We start from the raw sequence: 5,826 nt of genomic DNA on the forward strand, positions 1-5,826 counted from the left end.
TCTACACCCTAGAGTTCGTCGGCAGCGTCAGATGTGTATAGGAGACAGCCCTCACACCGCTGAGGCAGCCCTCGCCTCGACCCTCGAACCACGCAGGCGGCCCCTCACGACGCGCAGGCAGCCCCGCGCACCGCTCAGGCGGCCCGCCGCTTCAACTTGCGCCGCTCCCGCTCGGAGAGCCCACCCCAGATGCCGAACCGCTCGTCGTGACCGAGTGCGTATTCGAGGCACTCGGTCTTGACCTCGCAACGCGAGCAGATCCGCTTCGCCTCACGGGTCGAGCCGCCCTTCTCGGGAAAGAACGCCTCGGGGTCGGTCTGCGAGCACAACGCCCGCTCCTGCCACTCCGGCGCGTTTCCGAGCAGGTCGGCCACCTCAAGCTGGCCGTCCATCAAATGCCTCCTTGTCGCGCACCGGCGTCATCGCCGCTGCAACCCCCCACGCGAAAGGCGTGCTTGTCCGTCCGGTCCCGTTTTGTTGCGTTCCGTGCGAACAACCCCATTCAAATTACACGCGTGTAATGCGTGCGCCGTCAAGCCAAACTTGATAATGGAGTCGCCCTCCCGACACCCCCGGTCGGCCACTCGGGCCGTCCAGCCTCGCAACCTGCCCTATCGATTCAGACCCCGGCCGAGTAACGCCCTCTCCGGCGAGTTGCCCGACTTTTCTGCCGTGGCGCTTCTCCGACGAGGCGCCGATCGGACGGCACCAGAGACCTCCACCCCTAAGCTGATCTTGGTGGGGGACAGGTTAACGCGGTGCGGCGCAGACCGCCCGTCGAGCTGCGGACAGCACTCGCGCCTCGTCCACATTGTGGACGAGGCGCGGTGGTGAAACCGGTGCTGCGGGGTCAGTCAGTGGCCCCGAAACCGCTGCTGGGCCAGGCGAACTCGGCTATCTCTCCACCATGGACAGAAATCGTGCCGGCGGGCGTACGATCGTCCCACCAGACGGTATAAATTCCGCTCGGCAGATCGGGATAGACCGCACTGTGGAACGAGCCGTCCCGCACCCGACGCTCACGCACCGCCGAGTGCACCCGCCGTTCGTCGTCGCGACTGATCTCGATCTCCCGGCCGTGCAGATCCCGACCCGTGTAGACGATCAGGGCGCCGGTGTCGCCGCCCAGATCGAGGACGACGGTCCCGGTCTCCGACGGCCCGTACGCGTGCTCGTGCATCCGCTCGCCCCCGCCCCGATCAGGACGCCGCCGGCGGGTTGTTGAACCCGTCGTACGGCGTACCCAGGTAGGGGAAGTTTCCGAGGAACGGCGCGGTCACGTCGGCGGCGCTCAGCCCCGGGGTGACCGCGGCGGCCGCGGCGTCCGGTTGGAACGTCTTGTCCACCAGCGGGACGGTGACCCCGGCGATGGCCCGCAGCGCGATGCTGACCACGTCGTCGCCGACCCGCCGCCCGTTCGGGAACCCGGCCAGGTCGCCACCGAGCACCCCGAACCGGTCCGGACGCCTGGTCGGCGGGATCGCCGTGTTCAGTCGCAGCATGTCGGCCTGCACCTCACCGGTGGCGTTGGTGAAGCCGTCGATCAGCCCGGCCGGCACCCCGGTGAGCAGGATCGCCATCAGGTCGGCTCGGACCTTCTTCGCCTTGGTGAGCTTGTCCAGGTTGGGGAAGACGTCCGGGTAGAGCGCCGGCAGCAACGCGGCCAGCTCCGGCTGCTCGACGAACTGGGCGAACCGCTTGTCCTCCGACGGCGGCAGCGAGTTCCACAGGTCCTTCTTGGACATCGGCACGATGACCTCGTTGAACAGTGGATTGCCCAACCGCGAGACCTGGGTGAACGGGCCGGTGCTGGTGTCCGCCCCGCCCCGGTCGCCGAGCACCCGCACCTGCCGGCGCGACGCCGACGTCCACACCCCGATCACCGACGCCCGATCGGCGGCACCGTACCGGTTGGCGCGCCGACGCACCCGCTCCAGGGGCACCTGCACCGCGATGCTGTGCACGTTCATCCGGTCGGTGGCGTTGACCGGCTCCCCCTCGGCCTTGAAGATCTTCTTCCCGGCGACGTGCAGTTGCTGGAACGGCCGCAGCGTGCCGAGGTCGAAGATCGCCCCGAGGTCGACGAAGAACCCGTCGGCGCGTTGCCCGGCGAAGACCCGCTCCCCCGTGGAGAGCGAGTAGGTGGCCTGCCGCACCAGGTCGGCGTACTTCGGGGTGGAGAGCGGGCCGACGTTGCACGGCGGGCAGGGCAGCTTGTGCGCCAGCCGGTGCTCGCGGCCGTCGGCCACCCTGGTCAGGCTGTAGAACTGCCGCCGGTTCCAGTTCTTGCTGTCCAGTGAATCGATCGGACCGGTGTTGTAGAGAAAACTGTTCGGGTTGGTGATCTCGGTGGTGAATTCGAACCGGTAGGTGACATCCGGACGACCGTCGCCGTCGTTGTCGATATGGATCTCGTACCGCACGTCGTCGCCGAACTCGAAGAAGTTCGGGCCCCCGGAGGGAAGCTGCAACGGCACGTAGTTGGCGATCAACGTGACCGTGTCGCGTTTGTCGGGGCTGACGAACGCGTACAGGTCGGAGCTGTCGGCGACCGGATCCTTGGCTATCTCCGGGGCCTCGCGGTGGGAAGACATGACGGACCAACCTCACTGGGCGGGGACAGGATGGCGGGGCGGAGGGTCGGGTCAGCGCCGGGCGGCGCGCCGCAGCCGGTCCGCCAGGCCGCGGTCGCGTACCTCGATGCGCGTCTCACCGACGAAGACGTCCATCGTTCCGGAGCCGGCGTCACGCAGGTGCACGATGATCGGTTCGTCGGCTCGTCCGGCCGCGCCGGGGGCGTTCTGCGCGGCCGACAGGCCCGGCACGGTGAGCGCGGCGGCGCCGAGGGTGGCGCTGGCCGCGGCGGTCAACGTCTGCCGGCGGGTCAGTCGCGGCCACTGCCGCTTCCGCTGATCACTGGTCATGGGCAACCTTTCCGGCGGTGGCGCGAGCGCGCCCGCGGAGACGGACGGGTCCGGTGCCGTCTCGCGACGCCGCCGGGCCCCTGAGGGGGACACCGGCGGCAGTCCTCGCCGCGACCGCCACCGGCATCGCGTGGTACGGCCGGTGGCGGGGAAAGGTTCGACGTCAGGGCCGGGCGTGACCGTACGCAGTCGACCGCTTGCGCGCCGGGCGACCGGCGGCCTTCGCGATGGCCCGCAACTGCTCCTCGGTACGCGCCGAACCGTTGTCGGAGCCGGCCATCCGGGAGATGGTCTCCTCCATCAGCGTGCCGCCGAGGTCGTTGCAGCCGCCCTGGAGCATCGCGACAGTGCCCTCGTCACCGAGCTTCACCCAGGAGCACTGGATGTTGTCGATCCGGCCGTGCAGCAGCAGCCGGGACATGGCGTGCACCACCCGGTTCTCCCGCCAGGTCGGGCCGGGTCGGGCGATACCCGCCAGATAGATCGGAGCATTCGTGTGCACGAACGGCAGCGCCACGAACTCGGTGAACCCACCGGTGCGGTCCTGCACCCCGGCCAGCACCCGGAAGTGCGCCAGCCACTGCCCGGGGTGGTCGACGTGGCCGTACATCATCGTGGAGCTGGACCGGATGCCCAGCTCGTGGGCGGTGCTGACCACCTCGACCCAGGCGGCAGCCGGGAGTTTGCCCTTGGTCAGCACCCAGCGCACGTCGTCGTCGAGGATCTCGGCCGCGGTGCCCGGGATGGTGTCCAGCCCGGCCTCGCGCAGCTGGAGCAGCCACTCGCGGACCGGAACCCCGGCCTTCGCGGCGGCGGTGACGATCTCCATGGGCGAGAACGCGTGCACGTGCATCTCGGGCACCCGGGCCTTGATGGCGCGCACGATGTCGGCGTAGCCGGTGACCGGCATCTTCGGGTCGATGCCGCCCTGGAGGCACACCTCGCTGGCGCCGAGGGTCCACGCCTGCTCGGCCCGGTCCGCGACCTGTTCGACGGAGAGCCGGTACGCGTCGGCGTCCCGCTCACGCTGCGCGAACGCACAGAACCGGCAGCCCACATAGCAGACGTTGCTGAAATTGATGTTGCGGTTGACCACGTAGGTGACGTCGTCGCCGACCGTCGCGCGGCGCACGTCGTCGGCGAGGCGGCACAGCTCGTCGAGCGCCGGCCCGTCCGCGCCGAACAGCGCCAGCGCGGCATCGGTGTGCCCGGGGTCGAGCAGCGCCGCCGGGTCGTCGGCGGCAAGCCGCAGGCCGGCCGTCAGGTCACGGTCCGCACCCCTCCCGGCCGGTGCCACGGGTACGCCCTCCCGGCGCGCCGTCGCCTCCGGGGTGACCTTGCCGGCGACCTCGGACCAGTCGCCGTAGACGCTGTCGAAGTCGCCGCGCCGGTCGTCGGTGCGGCCGGTGGTGTCGATGGTGGCGTGCAGGTCGACCCGCCCGCCGAACACCTCCTCCGGCTCCTGCCACGGTCGTCCCTGCGGCATCGCCGACTCGACCGCCATGCCCGTCAACGGATCGGCGAGGGCACCGACGTGCGGCAGCAGCCGCGGATCGAGCCACGGGTCGCCCGCGCGCACGTACTCCGGGTAGATCGTCAACCGCTCCCGCAGCGTGAACCCGGCCAGCTCGGTGTGCCGGGCCAACTCGTCGATCTGCGGCCAGGGGCGCTCCGGGTTGACGTGGTCGGGGGTGAGCGGTGAGACGCCACCCCAGTCGTCGATGCCGGCGCGCAACAGCAGGTCGTACTCGCCGGCGATGAGGTTCGGCGGGGCCTGGATCCGGGCCTTCGGGCCGAGCAGCAGCCGGGCCACCGCCACCGTGGCGGCCAGGTCGTGCAGTTCCGCGTCCGGCATGCCGCGCATCGCCGTGTCCGGCTTGGCGCGGAAGTTCTGCACGATCACCTCCTGGAGGTGGCCGTACTCCCGGTGGGCGCGGCGGATCGCGAACAGCGCGTCCACCCGCTCCGCCGGGGTCTCCCCGATTCCGATCAGGATGCCGGTGGTGAACGGCACCCCGACCCGCCCCGCGTCTTCGAGCACCCGCAACCGGACCGCCGGCTCCTTGTCCGGTGAGCCGAAGTGCGGGCCACCCGGCTCGGACCAGAGCCGCGTCGCGGTCGTCTCCAGCATCATGCCCATGCTCGGCGCGACCGGCTTGAGCCGTTGCAGCTCCGACCAGGACAGCACCCCGGGGTTGAGGTGCGGCAGCAGACCGGTCTCCTCCAGCACCGCCACCGCACAGGCGCGCAGGTAGTCCAGGGTCGAGTCGTAGCCGCGTTCGTCCAACCAGGTCCGTGCCGCAGGCCAGCGTTCCTCCGGCCGGTCACCCAGGGTGAACAGCGCCTCCTTGCAACCCTGCGCGGCACCGGCCCGGGCGATCGCGAGGACCTCGTCGCGGTCCAGGAACGGCGCCGGCAACCGGTGCGGCACTGTCGCGAAGGTGCAGTAGTGGCAGCGGTCCCGGCAGAGCCGGGTCAGCGGAATGAAAACCTTCTTGGAGTACGTGACCACACCCGGCCGCCCGGCGTCCCGCAGCCCGGCGTCGCGGATTCCACCGGCGAGCCGGAGCAGCTCGTCGAGCGCGTCGCCACGAGCGGACAGCAGCGCGGTCGCCTCGTCGACATCCAGCGCCCGCCCGTTCGCGGCCCGGCCCAGGGCCCGCCGCACGCTCGCATCGCTCGGGCCGGAGTGGGTGCGATCAACCATCCACTCACCCTATGCGCAGCCCGACGCTACCCGACCAGTCCCAGCCCGCACCGTGGGAAACGGCACTGAACGATCACGGCAACGCCTGCCGCGACAGGCAGAAGCTGAACCCGCTGGCGGCCCTCCGTCAACCACGCGACCCCGTCGATCGTGGAAGTCGTGGTCGGCGACGGCTCCCGCCCATCCCCGCCTACC

At 70.4% G+C, this 5,826-nt stretch carries 5 protein-coding genes; all 5 read right to left on the reverse strand.

Annotation, left to right across the window (positions count from 1 at the left end):
• Positions 1 to 134: 134 nt before the first annotated feature.
• Positions 135 to 392, reverse strand: a complete 258-nt coding sequence (locus DLJ58_RS01235) for a WhiB family transcriptional regulator (RefSeq protein WP_007455784.1) — start codon at positions 390 to 392, stop codon at positions 135 to 137.
• A 458-nt stretch (positions 393 to 850) separates the two neighbouring features.
• Positions 851 to 1,180, reverse strand: a complete 330-nt coding sequence (locus DLJ58_RS01240; protein ID WP_124853461.1) for a phospholipase — start codon at positions 1,178 to 1,180, stop codon at positions 851 to 853.
• Between the two features lie 19 nt (positions 1,181 to 1,199).
• The gene (locus DLJ58_RS01245; RefSeq protein ID WP_124853462.1) at positions 1,200 to 2,594 is read right to left on the reverse strand and encodes a DUF4331 domain-containing protein; all 1,395 of its coding nucleotides are present in this window, start codon (positions 2,592 to 2,594) and stop codon (positions 1,200 to 1,202) included.
• 51 nt (positions 2,595 to 2,645) lie between these two features.
• Positions 2,646 to 2,924 (reverse strand): hypothetical protein, encoded by a 279-nt coding sequence (locus DLJ58_RS01250; RefSeq protein WP_124853463.1) that lies wholly within the window; start codon positions 2,922 to 2,924, stop codon positions 2,646 to 2,648.
• A gap of 163 nt (positions 2,925 to 3,087) precedes the next feature.
• Positions 3,088 to 5,631 (reverse strand): bifunctional FO biosynthesis protein CofGH, encoded by a 2,544-nt coding sequence (locus DLJ58_RS01255; RefSeq protein WP_124853464.1) that lies wholly within the window; start codon positions 5,629 to 5,631, stop codon positions 3,088 to 3,090.
• Positions 5,632 to 5,826 lie beyond the last annotated feature (195 nt).

The organism is Micromonospora arida (genome assembly GCF_003857035.1).
Taxonomy (GTDB): domain Bacteria; phylum Actinomycetota; class Actinomycetes; order Mycobacteriales; family Micromonosporaceae; genus Micromonospora; species Micromonospora arida.

Bases quoted from the DNA above. Each gene is read 5' to 3' on its own strand.
- DLJ58_RS01240 (WP_124853461.1), bottom strand. From the start codon at position 1,180: ATGCACGAGCACGCGTACGGGCCGTCGGAGACCGGGACCGTCGTCCTC.
- DLJ58_RS01250 (WP_124853463.1), bottom strand. From the start codon at position 2,924: ATGACCAGTGATCAGCGGAAGCGGCAGTGGCCGCGACTGACCCGCCGG.
- DLJ58_RS01245 (WP_124853462.1), bottom strand. From the start codon at position 2,594: ATGTCTTCCCACCGCGAGGCCCCGGAGATAGCCAAGGATCCGGTCGCC.
- DLJ58_RS01235 (WP_007455784.1), bottom strand. From the start codon at position 392: ATGGACGGCCAGCTTGAGGTGGCCGACCTGCTCGGAAACGCGCCGGAG.
- DLJ58_RS01255 (WP_124853464.1), bottom strand. From the start codon at position 5,631: ATGGTTGATCGCACCCACTCCGGCCCGAGCGATGCGAGCGTGCGGCGG.